The sequence below is a fragment of the Psychrobacter piscatorii genome (assembly GCF_001444505.1).
GTDB lineage: Bacteria > Pseudomonadota > Gammaproteobacteria > Pseudomonadales > Moraxellaceae > Psychrobacter > Psychrobacter piscatorii_B.
On the sequence record NZ_LNDJ01000093.1, the window covers coordinates 1 to 19,560 of the forward strand.

General features: G+C 46.8%; 16 protein-coding genes. 9 read left to right on the top strand and 7 right to left on the bottom strand.

Features of this window, described 5'->3' with window-relative positions; all coding sequences use genetic code 11:
- Positions 1–269 precede the first annotated feature (269 nt).
- From AS194_RS10125 to AS194_RS10140, 4 genes are all read right to left on the bottom strand, one after another.
- Positions 270–1,364: an NADH:flavin oxidoreductase/NADH oxidase gene (locus tag AS194_RS10125; protein WP_058025398.1), complete on the bottom strand. Its 1,095-nt coding sequence runs from the start codon at positions 1,362–1,364 to the stop codon at positions 270–272.
- A gap of 139 nt (positions 1,365–1,503) precedes the next feature.
- Complete coding sequence (locus AS194_RS10130; protein WP_058025399.1) at positions 1,504–2,349, bottom strand: IclR family transcriptional regulator; 846 nt, start codon at positions 2,347–2,349, stop codon at positions 1,504–1,506.
- 280 nt (positions 2,350–2,629) lie between these two features.
- Positions 2,630–3,898 carry an MFS transporter gene (locus tag AS194_RS10135; RefSeq protein ID WP_058025400.1) on the bottom strand — a complete coding sequence of 423 codons (1,269 nt, stop codon included), beginning with the start codon at positions 3,896–3,898 and terminating at the stop codon, positions 2,630–2,632.
- 115 nt (positions 3,899–4,013) lie between these two features.
- Positions 4,014–5,168: an acyl-CoA dehydrogenase family protein gene (locus tag AS194_RS10140; protein WP_058025401.1), complete on the bottom strand. Its 1,155-nt coding sequence runs from the start codon at positions 5,166–5,168 to the stop codon at positions 4,014–4,016.
- A 384-nt stretch (positions 5,169–5,552) separates the two neighbouring features.
- Here AS194_RS10140 and AS194_RS10145 point away from each other — a divergent pair, with 384 nt between their 5' ends.
- The 6 genes from AS194_RS10145 to AS194_RS10170 all read left to right on the top strand — a co-directional run bounded on the left by AS194_RS10145 (position 5,553) and on the right by AS194_RS10170 (position 12,833).
- Positions 5,553–6,329, top strand: a complete 777-nt coding sequence (locus tag AS194_RS10145) for an enoyl-CoA hydratase (protein ID WP_058025402.1) — start codon at positions 5,553–5,555, stop codon at positions 6,327–6,329.
- 70 nt (positions 6,330–6,399) lie between these two features.
- The gene (locus AS194_RS10150) at positions 6,400–7,968 is read left to right on the top strand and encodes a 3-hydroxyacyl-CoA dehydrogenase (protein WP_058025403.1); all 1,569 of its coding nucleotides are present in this window, start codon (positions 6,400–6,402) and stop codon (positions 7,966–7,968) included.
- 66 nt (positions 7,969–8,034) lie between these two features.
- Complete coding sequence (locus AS194_RS10155) at positions 8,035–9,237, top strand: 3-oxoadipyl-CoA thiolase (protein ID WP_058025404.1); 1,203 nt, start codon at positions 8,035–8,037, stop codon at positions 9,235–9,237.
- A gap of 61 nt (positions 9,238–9,298) precedes the next feature.
- Complete coding sequence (locus AS194_RS10160) at positions 9,299–10,987, top strand: fatty acid--CoA ligase (RefSeq protein ID WP_058025405.1); 1,689 nt, start codon at positions 9,299–9,301, stop codon at positions 10,985–10,987.
- Positions 10,988–11,154: 167 nt separating this feature from the next.
- Positions 11,155–11,634, top strand: a complete 480-nt coding sequence (locus AS194_RS10165) for an acyl-CoA thioesterase (protein ID WP_058025406.1) — start codon at positions 11,155–11,157, stop codon at positions 11,632–11,634.
- A gap of 164 nt (positions 11,635–11,798) precedes the next feature.
- Entirely contained in the window at positions 11,799–12,833 is a 1,035-nt protein-coding gene (locus tag AS194_RS10170; protein ID WP_227511632.1) for a porin, read from the top strand.
- A 145-nt stretch (positions 12,834–12,978) separates the two neighbouring features.
- Here the strand turns inward: AS194_RS10170 and AS194_RS10175 are convergent, their stop codons facing one another.
- Positions 12,979–13,893, bottom strand: coding sequence for a LysR family transcriptional regulator (locus AS194_RS10175; RefSeq protein ID WP_058025407.1), 915 nt, complete (start codon positions 13,891–13,893; stop codon positions 12,979–12,981).
- A 409-nt stretch (positions 13,894–14,302) separates the two neighbouring features.
- Between AS194_RS10175 and AS194_RS10180 the strand changes: the two genes are divergently transcribed.
- Entirely contained in the window at positions 14,303–16,666 is a 2,364-nt protein-coding gene (locus AS194_RS10180; protein WP_058025408.1) for a FepA family TonB-dependent siderophore receptor, read from the top strand.
- 368 nt (positions 16,667–17,034) lie between these two features.
- Here the strand turns inward: AS194_RS10180 and AS194_RS10190 are convergent, their stop codons facing one another.
- Complete coding sequence (locus tag AS194_RS10190) at positions 17,035–17,352, bottom strand: DJ-1/PfpI family protein (protein WP_058025410.1); 318 nt, start codon at positions 17,350–17,352, stop codon at positions 17,035–17,037.
- Positions 17,353–17,475: 123 nt separating this feature from the next.
- Positions 17,476–17,679 carry an IS630 transposase-related protein gene (locus tag AS194_RS13535; RefSeq protein ID WP_083499663.1) on the bottom strand — a complete coding sequence of 68 codons (204 nt, stop codon included), beginning with the start codon at positions 17,677–17,679 and terminating at the stop codon, positions 17,476–17,478.
- Between the two features lie 289 nt (positions 17,680–17,968).
- On the opposite strand from AS194_RS13535, the gene AS194_RS10195 reads away from it, so the two are divergent.
- Together AS194_RS10195 and AS194_RS10200 are read left to right on the top strand one after the other, a co-directional pair.
- Complete coding sequence (locus AS194_RS10195) at positions 17,969–18,421, top strand: DoxX family protein (RefSeq protein ID WP_058025411.1); 453 nt, start codon at positions 17,969–17,971, stop codon at positions 18,419–18,421.
- A 136-nt stretch (positions 18,422–18,557) separates the two neighbouring features.
- Positions 18,558–19,382, top strand: a complete 825-nt coding sequence (locus tag AS194_RS10200) for a DODA-type extradiol aromatic ring-opening family dioxygenase (RefSeq protein ID WP_058025412.1) — start codon at positions 18,558–18,560, stop codon at positions 19,380–19,382.
- The last annotated feature ends 178 nt before the right edge of the window (positions 19,383–19,560 follow it).

Consider the following 19,560-nt stretch of genomic DNA (forward strand, 5'->3'; position numbering starts at 1 on the left):
GTTGTGTTAAGAATGGGGTATTTACAATGAGGTAATTCCGCTTATGGAACATTTAGCAGGCCTAACAAGACCATAAGTTGACCTCCCTGCGCTACACTCCAGCCGGTAAATTATGGCAGCGTTGATATCACTACCACTTGTCAAGTTGAATACACTGATGACTATCTAACTTTTAAGCCATAATTACTTTAGTTTGAATTAAAGTGAGTTAATGCATAGACTGAAGCAAGTAATGTTGTCTTCAGTCTATGTTCGTAGTTCGATTACACTTACTCTATCGGAGACGGCTTACCGTGCGGGTTTGAGCGCAGATATTGTTTGGGCGCTTTGACGGTTGCGCCAAGCTCGGCCGCCGCGTGCCACGGCCAGTGCGGGTCGTAGAGGATGCCGCGTGCCAATGCAACCGCGTCCGCTTGCTGCTCGGTGATGATGCTTTCTGCCTGCTCGGCCTCGGTGATTAGGCCCACGGCAATGACAGGTATATTGACCGCTTCTTTTATCGCGGCAGCAAAAGGCACTTGATAGCTCACTTCCACAGGGATTTGCTGCTCTGGGCTCAGTCCTGCGGTGCTCACATGGATATAATCACAGCCTAATGCTTCTAGGGCTTTAGCCAGCTCGATCGTTTGGGTAAGGTCCCAGCCGCCTTCGACCCAATCGGTTGCAGAAACCCGCACGCCCACTGGCTTGTCACTTGAAAACTCAGCCCGAACCGCTGTAAACACCTCAAGTAACAAGCGCATTCTGTTTTCAAGACTGCCGCCGTATTGATCATCACGTTGATTAGAAAGCGGCGATAAAAACTGATGCAATAGATAGCCGTGCGCACCATGCAGCTCAATTAAGTCAAGACCCAGCGCATCGGCACGTCTTGCCGCATTCACAAAATCACTGATGAGTGTATCAATGTCATTTTGATCCATTGCTGTGGGTACAGTAGAGTTTTCGTCATACGCCAGCGCTGATGGTGCCACCGTTTGCCAGCCATTTACCTCATCAGGGGCAATCGAGCCGTCGCCGTCCCATGGTTTTTTGGTTGACGCTTTACGCCCAGCATGGGCCAACTGGACGCCTATCGGCATCGGGCTGTACTGTCTGATTGCCGTTAGTGTTTTATCCAGTGCCGCTTGCGTCCTGTCATCCCATAGTCCCAAATCAGCATAGCTGATGCGTCCTTGCGGATTGACCGATGTCGCTTCCAAAATAAGTAGCCCTGCACCGCTCAAACTCATCTGACCGATATGAATCGTATGCCAATCGCTTGCCGCGCCATTGTTGGCAGAGTATTGGCACATAGGAGCAATGATAATACGGTTATCTAATGTGAGTTGCCCAAGTTGCAAAGGCGAAAAAAGCTGGCTCATGGTAAATCCTTAAAAAAACGCGCCTCGCTTAAAGGCATGGAAAATAACAGGAAAAATCGATATAAATGGTTTATATAATTAGCGCTTGAATACATGATGGGGATGATTCGTTATTTTTATAGGGTACATTTAAGTGACGCTAGCTGATGTATAGATTACTCTCAATCATGTTTTTCATATGCAGCAGGCGAGGGGCGATGTCTTCTTCTAGCTTGGTGCGACTCAGGATAAAACTTGGCGCGCCGCAGTTAAACGTGAGCAAACCTTCCGTCGGGTGCATCAGCGCAATGGCAACCGCATTGACATCTTTTTGCCATTCACTGATAGAAAAACAATAGCCGTAATCTTCATAATCTTGAAAGGCTTTGTCTAGCCCTCGTCTGATCTTTAGCCAATCATCCTTGTACTTATTGCGAATCGCATTTAGGATAAATTCTTGCTCAGCAGGCGGCATGCTGGCGAGGCAAGCGCGTCCCATCGAGCTTAAATGAATGGGGAGATATGAGCCGATGTTGCGCTGCATGGTCGTGCTACCAGCGCCCTGTACCACATTGAGATAGACCATCATCAACCGATCGCGCGTCGCCATAGCCACCGCACTATTGGCATAATCTGCCAGCTCTTCCATATAAGGGGTCGCGAGATTGTTGATGGAGATGTTGGTCATCATGGTATAGCCAAACCCAAGCACGCCGGTTGAGAGCTGATACTTACTGCTCGTAGTAGACTGTTTGAGATAGCCTAATTTGACCAGGGTATAGGTGAGGCGAGTGATGGTACCCTTAGGAATCCCTGTCAGTTGACTCAGCTCTTGATTGCCCAGATAAGGTCGCTTCGGGGTAAAACAGCGCAGTAGCTCAAGACCACGAGCCAACGCGGTGACAAACTGTCTGTCGTTTTTGTCCCGCATTTCTGCAATGGGTTCTAACAACTCCATATGCATCTCATTATTAGGGTCGTCATTGGCAAGGGTGTCGTTCGTCATAGGCGGTCTATTATCCCAATTCAGTCCATACAAGCATAGTAAAATTATAACTACCTAGCGTCACCGTGAGCCAGTATTGCTCTATAGAACAAGTGTTTAGCAAATACTCATTATAGGCTTTATCACTGACTCACAGTCACATGCCAAAGGCAGTTTATCTCGTTCATTATACTATATTACCGTACATTTATATTCTCAGCATAGCATGATGTGGGTAGATTGTTTCGCTATGCGGTATGAACGGTCGTAATATAGGGAGTCAACGGCGTTATAAAAGATCTTATGAGGCCTCTTGTGGATCATACTGCTTTTCTTTGATAAACAAAGTTGGGATCAGACCACATAAGAAGTAAGCACCTGCCATCAGCAGCAGACCTGCACCGATGGAGTTATGCATGGCCATATAGCCAATAGCGACAGGGGCAATCACAGAGCCAAGTCGTCCGATATTAAAGGCACCGCCAATGGCTGTCCCTCGAATAGCTGTTGGGAAGCTTTCGGTCAGATAGGTGGCGTTGATGGCATAAGGAATCCCATATAAGAAGCCAAAAGTAATCATTAACCAGCCAATATTCTCTGGGGTGTGCGTGTATACCAAAATAGGGATAAACAGTGCAGTACCCATGGTACCAAAGGCAAAGACGATCTTGCGGCCGATTTTATCTGCCATAAATCCTGCCACTACTTTGGCAAACATCATGGTCAAGTAAGTGCCCGCCATATATAGCGCCATCTCTTTAAACTTAATTCCAAGCTCGGTCTCTAAATAAGACGGCAACCAGTTGCTTACCCCAAAATACCCAAACAGTAACAACCCTGAGCTCATCGACCACAATATAAACATGATGCGATGTTTGGGATTTTCAAAGATAGCCTTGTAAGGGTTTTCCGCTTTTTTGGTTGTGTCTTTTTGGCCGCTTAATTTGCGCGCACGCGCCTCTTTCCAAGATTGTGGCTCAGGTACTAAGAAGTACATGGAGGTGGCTAGCAGCAGTGGTAAAAACGTCAATAAATATAAGGTGCGCCAGCCATAGCTAGGGATGATCCATGCTGAAACGCTGGTAATCACCAAAGATCCGAGCGTAAACCCTGTCATGAGCGCGGCAAGTACCGTGGTTCGATGCTTCGTCGGCACCATCTCAGACATCAACGTGTTGGTGGCGATATATAAGCTGCCAAGCCCTAAGCAAGCAATAAATCGTAGTGCCACAAACTGCTCATAGCTCTGCACAAGCCCACTAAAACCAGATAGGATAGAAAACATCCCAGTCGCCAGAACGATCACGCGTACCCGTCCAAAGCGGTCACAGGCCCAGCCACCAAAAACCCCGCCAATAGCCATGCCAAACAATGACCAGCTGCCCAGCGCGCCAGCTTGTACATTGGTCAATCCAAATTCCTGCTTGAGACTAGAGAGGGTAAAAGCAAGAATACCGATGTCAGCGCCATCACATAGCAATACCAAAAAACAAAAAACAAAGGCCAGCTTCCAAGGCTGTTTTTGGACCGCGCTTGCGCTTGGGTCTGACGTTATAGCGACACTTTTCACAATGTATATCCTTATCGTTGTGAGAATCAAAGTCTGAGTTATAAAGAGAAGGAAACGGCATCAGCATCCTAGCAAATACCGCCTTGTGTTTTGGTGAGCACGCCTGCGAGATAGATTACTCGCTGGCTTCTTTGATCATGTTGCGGGCAATGATGACTTGCTGAATTTGGGTCGTACCTTCATACAGACGATAGAGACGCACATCACGATAAAAACGCTCAATACCATAATCTGCGATATAGCCTGCGCCGCCGTGGATCTGTACGGCTCTATCCGCCACGCGGCCGCACATCTCGGTGGCAAACATTTTGGCGCATGAGGATTCGGTCACGACATCTTTGCCTTCATCACGTAGACGCGCCGCATCTAGTACCATGGATTTGGCAGCATAAATCTCTGCTTTTGAGTCAGCGAGCATGCCTTGAATGAGCTGAAAACTGGCAATAGGCTGCCCAAATTGCTTACGCTCGACGGCATAATGTAATGCATCATTTAGCATGCGAGTCGCAGCTCCAGTACTGGCGGCTGCAATGTGCAAGCGCCCTTTATCAAGGACTTTCATCGCCGTTTTGAACCCAACACCCTCGACACCGCCAATGAGTGCATCGGCTGGCACGACACAGTTGTCAAAGATGACATCGCAGGTATGCGCGCCTTTTTGGCCCATTTTTTTGTCAATTTTGCCCAAAGTAATACCCGGTGTGTCGCTTTCAACAATAAATGCCGAAATGCCGCCAGCGCGTTTGTTTTGTGGGTCAGTACGTGCCATGACAGTGAAGATACCCGCTTGCGGGGCGTTGGTGATATAGCGTTTGGTACCGTTGATGATATAAGTATCACCATCTCTAACAGCAGTTGTCTTTAATGAGGCCGCATCTGAGCCTGAGTCAGGCTCGGTCAAGCAAAATGAACCAATGATCTCACCGCTGGCAAGGCGAGGCAGATATTTCTGCTTTTGCGCTTCCGTGCCATCAATCACAAGACCAGATGAGCCAATACCGTTATTGGTCCCAATCAGTGAGCGAAACGCGGGGGAGGTGCGTCCCAGCTCAAATGCCAAGGTCACTTCTTCTTCCATCGTGACACCCAGTCCGCCGTACTCTTCAGGAATGGTCAGCCCAAACAGCCCAAGCTCGCGCATCTGCTCGATGATCTCTTCTGGTAGGCGATCGTTTTCTGCCACCCAGTGCTCCAGAGGAACGAGTTGGTCATTAACGAAGTTGCGGATGGTATGAGTGATATGGTCGAGGGTTTCTTTATCTCTAATCATATGAGTCTTCCTTGTTGGATAAATGCCTGTTTGATTGATGACTGATAGTCATAATGGTTTTTAAACTGATAGTCATAACGGCTTTTTGACGATGTTAGTCATGTGACGTCCTTGGATAATTAGCATAATCGATGAATAAGTAAATTACAATAGTTTTGGTTTAAAAAACCGCATTGCGGTATTTTTATTATAAATATGATAATTATTCTCTATAATTTTTCTCATTTAACCAATTTTTTCCCTTCACAAACCAAAATAAACAGTATATATTGATATTAAATACCGCATAGCGATATTTTTATTTCAAAATAATCGTTTTAATATGTTTTTGTACTTTATTATGTATTTGTACTTTATATCGGAATGATGTCTAAGGAGGGGAGCATGGAAGAGCAAATCCTTATTTGTGAAAAACAAGGAGACGGCGTTAGTGTCATTAGACTGAATCGCCCCAAAGTGCGCAATGCACTAAACGGCGAGCTACGCCAACAAATGGCAGATTTGTTTATTCAGTTAAATGATGATCCACAAACCAAAGCGATCGTGCTGACAGGTGGTGACAAGGTGTTTGCTGCTGGTGCCGATATCAATGATTTCTTGACGACTGGCACAGCAGATATGTATTTGCGTCGTAGCGAGCGCTATTGGCGAGCGATTACTCATTGCAGCAAGCCCATTATTGCTGCCGTCAATGGCTATGCGCTTGGCGGCGGCTGTGAGCTGGCCATGCATGCTGATATCATCATCGCAGGCAGGTCTGCCAAATTTGGACAGCCCGAGATCAAAATAGGACTCATGCCAGGAGCAGGAGGCACGCAGCGTTTGTTTCGTGCCATTGGCAAACACAAGGCCATGAAGATGGTACTCACGGGCGATATGATCAGCGCTGATGAGGCGGGCACAATGGGGCTGGTCTCTGAAGTCGTCGACGATGAGGCTACCATCACTCGCGCCATTGAGATCGCTGAGCAGCTATCAAAGTACTCTCCTATTGCCTTAGCGCAAATCAAAGAGGTGGCAACGCTGGGTGCTGATATGCCTTTAGAAGGCGCGTTGGCCTTAGAGCGTAAAGCCTTTCAGATTCTGTTTGATACGCATGACCAAAAAGAAGGCGCCAAAGCTTTTTTGGAAAAGCGCTCAGCCGACTATAAAGGCTATTAAGGGGCAGATGCCGCTTATCTCTTTTGCCCACGCCGACCAAATCCTATCGCAAATTATGTAGAGAATCATTATGACCGTGAATACACTTGCCATTGTTGGCACTGGTATTATGGGTATGGGTATTGCCCAAATTGCTGCCCAAGCTGGTATCCAAGTTCTTTTATATGACGCCAAATCAGGCGCAGCTGAGCAAGGGCGACACTCCTTGCAAGCCATGCTCGAAAAGCTCACCGCCAAAGGCAAATTCAGCGATGACGAGCTACAGGCTATGCTAAGCCGTTTAACCGTCGTCCAAGAGTTAAGCCAAATCGCGACCGCTGAGATCGTGGTTGAAGCCATTATCGAAAATCTAGACATCAAAAAACAGCTTTTTGCTCAGTTAGAAGAGGTCGTCACCCCCGATACTATTTTGGCGACCAACACCTCTTCATTATCGGTCACCGCCATCGCTGCTGACTGCGATCATCCAGAGCGCGTGGCAGGGTTTCACTTCTTTAATCCAGTCCCTTTAATGAAAATCGTAGAAATCATTCCGGGCCTTTCTACTCAGCAGTCGGTCGTTGACGTTCTCGCCGATTTGGCCGAACGGATGGGTCATCTGGGCGTGGTGGCAAAAGATACACCCGGATTTATCGTCAACCATGGTGGCAGAGCCTATGGTACCGAAGCGTTAAAAATATTGGGTGAAGGCGTCGCAAGTTTTGAGCAAATAGACCGCATTTTACGTGATGGCGCAGACTTTCGCATGGGGCCGTTCGAGCTGTTAGATCTGACGGGCGTTGATGTGTCACACCCCGTGATGGAGTCAATTTACAACCAGTTCTATCATGAAGCGCGCTATCGCCCGCATCCATTAACCCGTCAGATGCTGGTAGGCAAAAAGCTCGGCCGTAAGGTTGGTGGCGGTTTTTATCAATACGAAAAAGGTCAGAAGGTTTCCGTAGATAGCGCTCAGAATCAAGTACCTAAGGCGGCGCTTGTCGCTGATGCCACTATTAGATCAGTGTGGATTGGCGCTGATTTGGCAGAAGATAAAACGCAGCTGATTGATTACTTAAATGCTCATGACGTTACTATCGATGACAACGACACACCACACCCTGATAGTTTGGTGCTGCTCGCCATCTATGGCGAGGATACGACCAATGCCGCGATTCGTTATCACATCGATCCCAAGCAAGCGGTTGCCATTGATATGCTCACCGAGCTTACAAAGCATCGTACGTTGATGCCAAGCATCGTCACGCAAGAACGATTCGTGGCGCAAGCTTACAAGTTATTTGGTAACGGTTTGGATAGCAGTGAGGTAGATGCGCAGGGGGCGCGCAGTGCTACGCTGATTACCGAAAGTACGGGTTTTGTGGCACAGCGTGTGGTCGCCATGGTAATCAATCTCGGCTGTGACATCGCCATGCAAAAGATTGCCACGCCAGAGGATATCGATAATGCCGTCAAGCTTGGGCTGGGGTATCCGTATGGTCCGATCTCTTGGGGCGATCATCTTGGTGCCTCGCGTGTCCTGCTCATTTTAGAGCGTATCTACGCGCTCACAGGCGATCCACGCTATCGCCCAAGCCCATGGTTACAGCGCCGCGCCAAGCTGGATGTGTCATTGTTCACTCAGCAGGCCATTTATTAGTACAAACAATAAAATATCGTTATAAAACCATTTATTTAAAGTGAAAAAATACAACAAGGAAGCGTTATGTTAGATGCCTATATTTATGATGGATTAAGAAGCCCTTTTGGTCGTTATGTCGGTGCATTAGCAACGGTGCGTCCTGATGATCTGGTTGCCACCGTGATAAAAGCGTTGGTCGAAAAACATCAATTGCCGAGCGATGTGTTTGATGAAGTGCTGCTAGGCAGTGCCAACCAAGCGGGCGAGGACTCTCGTAACATCGCGCGTAACGCTGCTCTGTTGGCAGGGTTGGATGTCACCACGCCAGGTCAGACCGTCAATCGCCTATGTGCATCAGGTCTGTCTACTGTGGTCGATGCTGCGCACAGTATTACGTGCAATGAAGGGGATATTATTTTGGCGGGTGGTGTGGAGTCGATGACGCGTGCGCCGTTTGTCTTTGCCAAGACAGAAAAGCCGTTTAGCCGTGACTTTAAAGTATTTGATACGACGATTGGTAGCCGTTTTCCTAACCCAAAGATTATTGAGCAGTTCGGTAACGATACCATGCCGCAGACGGGTGACAATGTTGCTCATAAATATGGCATTACGCGCGAGGAAGCCGATAAGTTTGCCGCCGCATCACAAGCCAAATACCAAGCTGCCAAACAAGCAGGATTCTTTGACGATGAGATAACGCCTATCACCGTCCCACAAGGTAAAAAGTTGCCCGAAAAAGTCGTTACCGATGATGAGCATCCTCGTGCCAGCTCCGATATTGCAGCGCTACAAAAGCTTAAACCCTTAAATGAAAATGGCATAGTTACGGCAGGTAATGCCTCCGGTATCAATGACGGCGCAGCTGCGCTTATCATCGGCTCAAAACAAGCAGAAGAGAAGCTAGGCTTTAAGCCCATTGCCAAAATTTTGTCATCGGGTGCGATGGGGGTTGAGCCTAACATCATGGGCGTGGGTCCTGTTGAAGCGATTAAGCTGGCATTAAAGCGTGCAAATTTAACCCTTGATGACATGTCTGTCATTGAGATTAATGAAGCCTTTGCCTCACAGGTACTGGGTTGTCTAAAAGGGTTGGATATTGATTTTGATGATAAGCGCGTCAATCCTAGTGGCGGCGCCATCGCGGTCGGGCATCCACTGGGCGCATCTGGTGCACGAATCGCTTTGAGTACCGCTCGAGAATTACAGCGTACGGGCGGTAAATATGCAGTGGTTAGCCTATGCATTGGCATCGGGCAAGGGCTTGCCATGGTGATAGAGCGCGTCTGATATTAAAAGCACGCGCCACATTACTGATTATCAAGAACAGTTTATTATCAAGGATGACACTATGACAACCATACTCAATCAACATGACAACTACCATCAGGCCGAAGAAGCGTATGGGTTTCCGTTAATTATTAAACAGCTACTCAATCGTGCCAAAATCGCTTCCACCAACCAAACCATTAGCTATGCGGACAAAGTGACTTATACTTATGCTGAGTTTTTTAAGCGTATCAATCGCTTGGCCAATGTCTTAAAAAACATGGGTTTGCAGGCAGGGGATGTGGTCGCGGTCATGGATTGGGACAGTCATCGTTACCTTGAGGCATACTTTGCCGTGCCGATGTCGGGCATGATTTTACAAACGGTCAATGTGCGCTTGTCAGAAGACAAAGTGCTGTACACCGTCAACCATGCTGCACCCAAAGCACTGCTGTTAAATGCTGAATTTGCGCCGATGATCAAAGATTATCGTGATGATGCGCCATCTATTGAGCATGTCATCTGGGCTGATGATGCAGAGGATGACAATGCAGGTAGTGAGAAAGCTGAGCTGCCTGACTATGTTGACGGTGAATATGAGGCGCTATTAGCAGCTGCTAGTGACGAGTTTGACTTCCCAGATTTTGATGAAAACACCATCGCGACCACATTTTATACCAGTGGTACGACAGGCGATCCAAAAGGGGTTTTCTTCACCCATCGCCAGATCGTACTACAGACGATGGCAAGCACTTTGGCATCAGCGCTCAATGCTGAAGGTCAAGGCGCTCGCTACGACGATGTCTATATGCCAATGACGCCCTTGTTCCACGTTCATGCATGGTGCTGGCCATATGGCGCAACAATGATAGGGCTAAACCAAGTATATCCGGGACGCTATCTAGCACCAAAATTAGTCAATTTGATTGAGCAGCATAAAGTCACGCTGTCGCATGGCGTCCCCGCAATATTGCAGATGCTCCTCAAAGAAATGGCAGAACGCGGTCGTAAGTTTGAGAATCTCAAACTACTGCTAGGGGGCTCAAAGCTGAACGAGGGCTTAGCTAAAGCCGCTATTGAGTGCGGTATTGAGTTTATGTCAGGGTTTGGGATGTCAGAGTCCTGCCCTGTGCTGTCTCGAGCGGTATTCGATGACAAAACCGAGTCAATGACTCTAGAGGACAATCTCAATTATCGCTGTCTGTCAGGCTCGCCCATCATGCTGGTATCGATGGAAATTTGGGACGAAAATGGTCAACCTCAACCGATGGATGGTGAGTCGACAGGGGAGCTTGTGATACGAGCGCCGTGGCTAACCCAAAGCTATTTTAAAAATCCCGATGCAGGCAATGCGTTATGGAAAGGCGGCTGGATGCATACGCAAGACATTGCCTGCATAAGCGCCGATGGTACGCTGAGCATCACCGATAGACTAAAAGACGTTATCAAGTCTGGTGGCGAATGGGTGTCCTCGCTTGAGGTTGAGACGATTCTATCCTTTCACCCAAGCGTTGCTGATATCGCGGTAATTGGTGTACCAGATACGCGCTGGGGCGAGCGCCCTCTTGCATTGGTCGTGCTAAAACCAGACTATGCCGATACAACGTCGACAGATATTTTGGCATTGGGACATCAAGCGGTTGAGAGAGGTCATTTGCCAAAATATGGCGTGCCAAGTGAAGTGAGGTTCTTATCAGAGATGCCAAAAACCAGCGTCGGTAAACTCGATAAAAAACGCATGCGCTCGATGTACTCAGAAAATTTAATCTAACCAAACAAACCTATCATCATTACGGTGACTTTGACAACAGTGAAAACTTGCATAAACCCTAGTGTTTGTCTAAATGCTAGGGATGGGGGAGGTGTGTGAGTCACGAGCACCCTGAGTCACACTCATCATCTCTATAACAAAACCTGTCTAATAAAAAGAGAAAAACTATGGAAGCTGCGCCTACGTTCCCAGAAATACAAGAGGCTGTCACCAGTGATGACAGTCATCCATTGCATGACTTTACCGTTATTTATCCTCAGCAAGTGGAGTGGGGTGATATGGACTCCTTTGGTCATGTCAATAATGTGGTTTATTACGAATATGCTCAAAACGCTCGTATCTACTACAACAGGCGGCTTGGTTTATTTAACGAACAGACGTCTTCGGTGATGGCAGCCTCTTCATGTCGATACCTAAAATCGGTTGCCTATCCTGATGAATTATGGATTGGCGTCAAGATCAAAAAAATCGGTAATTCAAGTCTGATTCATGAATATACCTATTACAGTACGGTGCAGAAAACAGTCGTTGCAATCGGTGAGTCGGTATTGGTCTATCTCGATAAATTGAGCGGACAAAAAAAGCCTATCAATGAGTCGCAAAAAGAAGCGATTGCTGCGTTAGAGAATATTGACCAAGAAGCGTAACACCCAATATATCGGTCAAATTATAATTGGGGTTTTTAATTAGGAAGTACTTATTAATTAGAAGTTAATTTTCATATAAAGGGATTATTTATTTTTATGGATTAAAGAAAACGTAATAGCAATTGGATTGATAAGGATATCAACATATAACAGGGAAGAGAGGAATGATGCTTTATATAAAAAGGTTATCTGTAGGTTTTGCTACGGTTGTAACATGCGCATCTGCGCAAGCGATCGATATTGTGACAACGGGCGATACAACATTGAGTATCGGTGGTTATATCAAAGCAGAAGGGGCATTTAATTCGCCTGATGAGGGAGATTCAGAATTTAAAGGAAACTTACGCCAGTCACGTATTAATGTGAAGACGACCAAGTCTGTGGAGGATAAAAAGCTCACAGGTTTTATTGAAGGCGATTTTTATGGGGATTATGCCAAGGGCGGATCCAACCTGCGCTTGCGCCATGCTTATGTGCAAGTGGATGATCTGACAGTGGGTAAAACGTGGAACGGTCAATTTTTGGCCGTTGCACCCCTCTCTACCGAGCAGCTTGATTTTTGGGGAACAGGTATCGGCACAGCCTCCGGTGGCGGCTCATACATTCGTCCAGATTTGACGGTGCATTACACTTACAAGGGGCTGCGTTTTACCGCTCAAGACCCTGTGTATGACGATGCCAGCCTGCCTGACATGGTGGTCAGTTACAAAGATAAGATAGCCAATCTCGACTATAATGTCGCTGTCACGGCGCGTGAGGCTGAGAACGGAGAGGACTCGGATGTGGGCGTTGGCGTGTCTTTAGCAGGCAAGCTGTCGTTGGGTCAAGACTCACTCCATGCGAGTGTCTATAACGGTAAAGGGATGGGCGCTTATTCTGCCATATGTGTGGGCGGGCCGCTGATTATGAATGGCGGTGCCGATTGTGATGCCGAAGATGGCAAACTGATCTCTCAGACAGGTTATAGCGTCGGCTACAAGCATCAGTTCTCTCAAAAACTGCGTGGCAACTTGCGTTATGGTGAGGTCAATGTCGATGACGCGGCAGATACCTCTGCCAATGTCAAAAGCGCCAATCTTATCTATGAGTATCTGCCAGATTTAGACTTGGGGATTGAGTGGCGAGAGCAAAGTGCGACGACCTTTCCATGGATGCCAGCAGGTCAACAAATTGAAATAATGGCCAAATACGAGTTTTGAGAGTGATGAATTGAGAGGGGTGCTATTTTTAATGATATTTATAATATAGCTCACGATAGACTTGTCATGCTACCAAGCGCATTAAACAACACCCTAGACATTTATCAATGCATGGGGTGTTTTGGTGAGGGTCGCTAATAGTTATCTACAAGTGTTGTATCGATTCATCCCAATAGGGCGGTGAACCGTAATATCCTTCGATAAAATCAATAAAACACCTAATTTTGTGTGGCAACAGCTTTCGATGGGCGTACACCGCATACAACCCCAATGTCTCGGGTTCGTAATCAGGTAACACCATCATAAGCGCTCCTTTACTCAGTGCTTCGCTTGCAATAAACGTGGGCTGTAATGCTATTCCAGCGCCAGCCACTGCCGCATTGACAAGCAAATCCCCGTTATTACTGCTCAGCTCTGAGTTTGGCTGATTGGTGGTATCTAGCCACTGATAAATATCTTCTTTGCCGTATTTTTCCATATAACTGTAATGCAAATACCGATGGTTTTTTAGGTCTTCAGGTTTGCTGGGCACACCATATTTATCAAGATAGGCAGGGGAAGCACACAAGATGACGCGGACAGGCGCAACTTGCTTGGCAATCAGTGACGAGCTTTTGAGCTGACCGATGCGAAGCGCCACATCAAATCCTTCTTCAACGATATCTACTTTGCGGTCGTTCAGCTGCAAATCGACATTAACCGAAGGATAAAGTGTCTGAAAATCCGTGACCAATTTTGCCATATGTTTTAGTGCAAAGGACACAGGGGCACTTATTCTCAATGTGCCTTTTGGGTTCTGCTGAAACCCACCTAATTTGGACTCCATATCATCGATACTGAGTAACACTTGCTGTGCATGCTCGAAATAGTGAGTACCTGCCTCCGTCAGACTGACTTTACGGGTCGTGCGGTTCAGTAAGCGTATATCCAGTCGCTCTTCTAGCTTTGACACATATTTGCTCACCAACTGCGGCGACAGTTGCATGGCTGTAGCGGCATTGCTAAAACTGCCCTCAATCACCACTGATACAAACGCCCGCATCGCATCAATTCTATCCATTATTCAGGTTTTCCTTCCAGCGGTTATCAATATTCTCTCGTCAGTCATCTTACGCTGTTGCTTCACCGATAGTAAAGTCGTGCGTTCTATTGACCTTGGATAGCAGCGTTGATTTTTCATCTAAAATGTTTTTAGTTAATATAAATGATAATAATTTTCATTATTGTTTGTATTATTTTTATAATGTTGCTAAAGTGTGCATGCTTTATTACTAAGTAGCGAACCATATTTACTGTCGCTGCTTTTGAGATGTGATCTATATCAATACATTAGCCATTGGGCTTATATCAATTGAAATAAAGGCAGCTCGTCTTAGCTTTTTGACAAGCGTAGTCAATGCGCTGTAAAAGCCTTTTTTTGGTAACGCTGACGATATTGATAAAACCAAGTACTTTCAGGATTGTGATTTATGCCGATACTATCAACACCTTCTAATGATAAAAATCATTTTCGTTCACAAAAGCTGCCACGCTTAGCAACCAGTCAAGCCCTATTAAGCATTGCCATTGCCTCTATCCTTAGCACGACTGCTGTTGCTGCTGAGAATGACGTGACACAAACCACCGATGAGCAAAGCCTTGATAAACAAAGCCTTGATGAGCAAGCAGCGCTACCCAGTACCACGCTAGATACCATTGTCGTACGTGCCGCTAGGGATGAGTTGGTACAAGCGCCGGGTCTATCAGTGATTGGTGAAGAGGCGATTGAGAAGGCGTCATTGTCTAATGATATCTCAGAGATCGTGCGCAAAATGCCCGGTGTGAACCTGTCAGGGTCGTCCACTTCGGGTCAACGCGGCAATCAGCGTCAAATCGATCTGCGCGGTATGGGGCCAAACAACACGCTTATTCTGATCGATGGTCGTCCAGTGACGTCACGTAACGCGGTGCGTCCGGGTCGTGGCAGCGAGCAAGATACGCGCGGCGACTCACAATGGGTACCACCAAGCGCCATTGATCGCATCGAAGTGTTGCGTGGTCCCGCTGCCGCTCGTTATGGCTCAGGTAGTATGGGCGGTGTCGTCAATATCATCACCAAATCACCTGACAAAAAAGAGTTCTCTGTCACAGGGCACTATGAGATGCCAGAGAGCGATCTTGAGGGCAAAAACTGGCGCACCAATATCAATATGGCAGGCCCGTTGAGTGATAAGCTCTCCTTCCGTACCACGCTTGGCTATCACGAGAGCGAAGGGGACGATCCTTATATCAATGCCGACGATGCTCAGGTTGTCGATGGTCGCGGCGGTCCGTCCGCTTCGGTGGCAGCAGGGCGTGAAGGGGTGGAAAATATAGATGCTCGCCAGCTGTTTGAATACGCGATGGATGCGATGAATACCGTTGGGTTTGAGGTGAATTATAGCAATCAAAGTAACCGCTGGGCGGGCGACTCACAGTTTCAGACCGTCAATGATGACTTAGTCAATGCGCTGGCAGGTCAGGAGACCAATAAGATGGAGCGTTATGGTGCGGCATTGACCCACCGCGGTGACTATGAGAATACCAGTAGCAATAGCTATCTAGAATATACGCGCACGATTAATGAGCGTCTGAATGAAGGCAACGCTGGTCGTTACGAAGGTGAAATCTCGCAACCTGAAGGAGAGGCTGAGTATAATTGGACAAAGGTGACCTATGACACACTAAATGCAAAATCTGAATGGGACGTCTACTTTGACCGTCATACCGTGACGGCAGGTGCGGAATTCCGCGGTGAGCAATTGGATAATCCGCTGGTGTCGACCTTGACGTTTGATGAGGGTTTTGATTTTGGCGAGACCGTGGCTGATCCATCCAAGCGTGATGCAAAGACAGAGTCATATCTGGTTGGTGCGTATTTAGAAGACAATTACCAAATCACCCCTGACTGGTATATCACTCCTGGTTTGCGTTTTGATTATCATGATCAGGCAGGTAGTAATTGGTCACCCAGCCTTAATACCACTTGGAATTTTAGCCCTGATTGGTCGGTAAAAGCAGGAGCCAGTCGCGCGTTCAAAGCGCCATCACTCTATCAGCTGGATCCGAACTATATCTATTACACGCGTAGTAATGGCTGCCCAGCCAGCGTACCTACTGATCAACGGGGCTGTTATGTCTTGGGTAATCCTGAGCTGGATCATGAGACCTCTTGGAATAAGGAGCTGACCTTTGCCTATAAAGACGATACTGGCCTGAACGCTGGCTTGACTTACTATCGCAACGACTATGACAATCGCATCGGCGCTGGGGTAGAGCGTGTGGGTGTGGTCGGTGTCATCGCCGATGGTATCGCCGCCGATCGTTCAGTTTTTCAGTGGGAAAACCAAGGAGAAGCGATCATTGAAGGTCTAGAAGGGTTTGTCAAAGTGCCAGTCACAGACACGGTCACTTGGTCGACCAACATGACGGGCAATATCCGCTCAGAGCGTAAAGACAACGGTGAGCCATTGTCCTTGATTCCAAAATATACCATGAACTCCAATGTCGATTGGGACATCACCCCGCGCTGGAATACAAACCTTGGTGTCAGCTACTACGGCCCCATCGAAGCCCCTGAAATATCTGTCACGACTGGCGACGCTCTAAGCACACCCAAGCTTGATCGTAAACCCTATGCGATCGCCAACGTGAGCACCCGTTATGATCTGACAGACGACATCACTATTGGCGCTGGGGTCAAAAACCTATTTGATAAGCAAATCAAGCGTGAAGGCACAACGACCAATGCAGGCGCTCGTACGTACAATGAACCGGGTCGTTATTACCTCTTTGATGTCAGCGTGAACTTTTAAACGTTAAAAATATCTTTTTATTCAAAGTATTTTTTCTACTAAACAGACGCTCACTTAGTAACCTAAAAAAGGTCTAAGCTCATTGCTTGGACCTTTTTTGATGATGCAGGGCGATTTTTTGAAGTCTGAGTACATACAACGTTATCAAGACAATTGCCTCTATAGCATTAAGCACCATGAATACTATTGTCAAAAAAATCATCCGTTTGACTGTCTTCTTGCCAATGTTACTCGATATCTTTAGCAAGCTGAAGGGCCATGGCTGACCCATGCTGGTCTGCGATAAACCCCAAGGCCATGTCCATACCCGCACTAACGCCCGATGACGTGTAAAATTTACCGTCAATAACCCACCGTGCCTCTGGTATTCATTTAACTTGATCAGACTGCGAAATCACCCATGCCCATGCTCGCTTATTAGATGTAGCGCGCTTGCCATCTAACAGTCCAGCTTTTGCAAGTAAGGCACTGCCTGTACATACGCTTAGCACCCACTTGGTCTGCTTGGATAGTTGTTGTATCGTCGTCAAAAAGGCTGGCACTTGAACCAGCTGCCGTGTCCCTTGTCCACCGACGATTAATAGAATATCAGTATGCCATGGCAACTCATCGACTTTCACTGTATGTAAAGCCACACCATGCTGATTGTTGATAATGCCACCTCTTAACTGGGTGCATAGCCACAAGGACGCATCGTTTCACTTTCAAACCCACGCGCGTATATGTAGACAATAGCAAAGCCTTGAGCGATGTAGTGGTTAAGTTTTTTTAGGTAGTGAGCCCTCTTTAGTGGACAAGCTTTGGGATGCTCAAGTGTCTTTTTTTTTGCTAACACCAATACGTTTTAAGGCTTTACTAATGCCTGTTGGGCTACAATTAAAACGCTGTGCTCGCTCATAGTGATAATCGTCAGGGTGGTCTTTGACGTCTTGAGTTAGGGCTTCATCCTCTATTTTGTAGGGAGTGATGTCTCGAGTGGTTTTACTGTGAAGACGCTTTATACTAGATGCCAGATACTAAATCAGAAGCGGCTGCTACTTTAGCAGACCTGTTGATGGTTGCTGTCTGCTTTTGTTTACGGTGTGTCAATGCAGAAAAATCCCATTGATTAGATGACTGACCAGACTCTTTTCTTCAGACCGTTACTAGGTTTGATAATCTTGGTGTCCAACCAATTAACAACATTACGTTGATAATTATTCAATATAAATTGGCTTACTCTTCCATAACGATGATAGTAAAGTATGTTTATACCAATATCTAAACACTTTATCTTACTACTACGTTATGGAGTACTCATCAATGCAATCCTCATTATTAAATAGAGTTTTAACATCGAAAGCTGGCGCTGCTGCCTTAATCCTTCGTGTGCCTGTGGGCCTGATTTTGATGGCACATGGTGCGCAAAAGCTATTTGGCTGGTTTGGCGGCAATGGGCTGGCAGGTACGGCAGGCTGGTTGAGCAGTATGGGTATGGAGCCCGGCTACCTGATGGCTATCTTAGCAGGCAGTGCTGAGTTCTTTGGCGGTCTTGCGCTAGTATTAGGATTGCTGACTCGACCTGCTGCATTGGTCGCCGCCTTTACGATGCTAGTCGCTATTTTCTCTGTCCATATCAGCAATGGCCTATTTGCATCTGATGGTGGCTACGAATACGCATTGACCCTGATGGTTGCCTTGCTCGCTTTAGCGGTACAAGGTGGCGGTGCGATAAGTATGGACAAGGTATTATCAAAAAATCTAGGGCGAGCTTAAGCGGATTGTGTAATAGTTACCTTTAATGGCTATCAGTAACGCTAAAAAAATGTCACCTTCAAGATCGTCATGACTCACGTTAACCGCTTCATATCAACCAATAAAACCATCTTATAAAAGTGACAAGGAGAAAGTGATGAGCATATACGCATCTAATGGGGCAGTAAGCCTGCCTGTATTCTTTATACCGCATGGCGCAGGACCTTGTTTTTTTATGGATTGGCAACCTGCGGGTACATGGGACGGTATGGCAAGTTTTTTAGCGAACATTACCACTCGATTACCTGAGCGACCAAAGGCTATTTTAATCATTAGCGGCCATTGGCAGACGGCTGAGTTTGGTATCACCTCTGGCGCAAAACCTGATCTGATTTACGATTATTATGGCTTTCCTGAGCATACTTATGATTTGGCTTACCCAGCATCAGGTGCGCCAGTGCTGGCCGAACGGGTCAGTAAAATACTAACTGAGGCGGGTATAGCGAATATGCAAGATGCGTCACGCGGTTTTGATCACGGCGTCTTTATACCGTTGAAGGTAATGTTTCCTGAGGCAGATATTCCTGTAGTACAGATGTCACTACGTAATGATCTCGACCCAGAAGCGCATCTGGCAGCAGGTCAAGCCCTGCAATCATTACGCCAAGAGGGGGTGTTGATTATTGGTAGCGGTATGAGTTTTCATAATATGCGCGGCTATGGTGATGCAAACTTCACCGCACCGTCAGAGCGCTTTGACGACTGGCTGACCGATATTGTTGCAGCGGATGCGGAGACGCGATGGTCAGCACTGGCTAACTGGTCAAAAGCCCCTTATGCAATGGCCTCACATCCATTAGGCGCAGAGGAGCATTTGTTACCGCTGATGGTGGCAGCAGGTGCAGCAGGCAATGATAAGGGGGATAAAATTTACTCTGAGCAAGTGCTAAAAACGCAGCTATCTGCTTTTCAATTTGGATAAAGTCCAAGTAGAGAACGCCATTCAGCTGATCACTTGAAAAAGAGGGCGTGATGACCAATAAAATAATACGCTACTGTATAGTGAAACCATTATAAAAATGGTATAGCAAGATTAAACGCTATTTTTCGCAGCCTCTGGAGACGCAGTCACAGCAAGCAAGAAAAGTAGCGTTTAATCG

Excerpts from the sequence above, each read along its gene's own strand:
- AS194_RS10125 (WP_058025398.1), bottom strand. The coding sequence starts at position 1,364 with ATGAGCCAGCTTTTTTCGCCTTTGCAACTTGGGCAACTCACATTAGAT.
- AS194_RS10130 (WP_058025399.1), bottom strand. The coding sequence starts at position 2,349 with ATGACGAACGACACCCTTGCCAATGACGACCCTAATAATGAGATGCAT.
- AS194_RS10140 (WP_058025401.1), bottom strand. The coding sequence starts at position 5,168 with ATGATTAGAGATAAAGAAACCCTCGACCATATCACTCATACCATCCGC.
- AS194_RS10145 (WP_058025402.1), top strand. The coding sequence starts at position 5,553 with ATGGAAGAGCAAATCCTTATTTGTGAAAAACAAGGAGACGGCGTTAGT.
- AS194_RS10150 (WP_058025403.1), top strand. The coding sequence starts at position 6,400 with ATGACCGTGAATACACTTGCCATTGTTGGCACTGGTATTATGGGTATG.
- AS194_RS10155 (WP_058025404.1), top strand. The coding sequence starts at position 8,035 with ATGTTAGATGCCTATATTTATGATGGATTAAGAAGCCCTTTTGGTCGT.
- AS194_RS10160 (WP_058025405.1), top strand. The coding sequence starts at position 9,299 with ATGACAACCATACTCAATCAACATGACAACTACCATCAGGCCGAAGAA.
- AS194_RS10165 (WP_058025406.1), top strand. The coding sequence starts at position 11,155 with ATGGAAGCTGCGCCTACGTTCCCAGAAATACAAGAGGCTGTCACCAGT.
- AS194_RS10170 (WP_227511632.1), top strand. The coding sequence starts at position 11,799 with ATGATGCTTTATATAAAAAGGTTATCTGTAGGTTTTGCTACGGTTGTA.
- AS194_RS10175 (WP_058025407.1), bottom strand. The coding sequence starts at position 13,893 with ATGGATAGAATTGATGCGATGCGGGCGTTTGTATCAGTGGTGATTGAG.
- AS194_RS10180 (WP_058025408.1), top strand. The coding sequence starts at position 14,303 with ATGCCGATACTATCAACACCTTCTAATGATAAAAATCATTTTCGTTCA.
- AS194_RS10195 (WP_058025411.1), top strand. The coding sequence starts at position 17,969 with ATGCAATCCTCATTATTAAATAGAGTTTTAACATCGAAAGCTGGCGCT.
- AS194_RS10200 (WP_058025412.1), top strand. The coding sequence starts at position 18,558 with ATGAGCATATACGCATCTAATGGGGCAGTAAGCCTGCCTGTATTCTTT.